Here is a 627-nt window from a genome sequence, read left to right on the forward strand (position 1 = left end):
ATAACACCACCGATCGCACCAATGATCGTTGCTAGTAGTGGAGAAGGATCAGCAGGCTCTGCAGTGATCGCAACCAAACCTGCTAGTGCGCCGTTCAATGCCATTGTAAGGTCAGCCTTACCGAATAGAATACGTGCAACGATCAATGCAGCGATCAAACCACCTGCCGCAGCAGCGTTAGTGTTCAAGAATACGCTTGCTACTTCGTTAGCTACTTCGATACCACCCAGTTTAAGAGTAGAACCACCGTTGAAACCGAACCAGCCCATCCACAGGATGAATGTACCTAGCGTTGCTAGAGGAAGGTTCGCACCTGGGATAGCGTTAACCTGACCGTTAGCACCGTACTTGCCTTTACGAGCACCTAGCATGATAACACCAGCCAATGCTGCTGCAGCACCTGCCATGTGAACGATACCTGAACCAGCGTAATCGCTATAGCTACTGAGGTCGTACATACCGAACACAGAGTTACCACCCCAAGTCCAGCCACCTTCCATTGGGTAGATGAAACCCGTCATAACAACTGCGAATGCTAGGAAAGCCCAAAGCTTCATACGCTCAGCAACCGCACCCGATACGATAGACATTGCCGTTGCAACGAATACGACCTGGAAGAAGAAGTCA

1 pseudogene is annotated in these 627 nt (G+C 50.2%); it reads right to left on the reverse strand.

Features of this window, described 5'->3' with window-relative positions:
- Positions 1-627 (reverse strand): annotated as a pseudogene (locus A3763_RS05975) (ammonium transporter); the annotation flags it as partial.

It is taken from the genome of Oleiphilus sp. HI0128 (genome assembly GCF_001635365.1).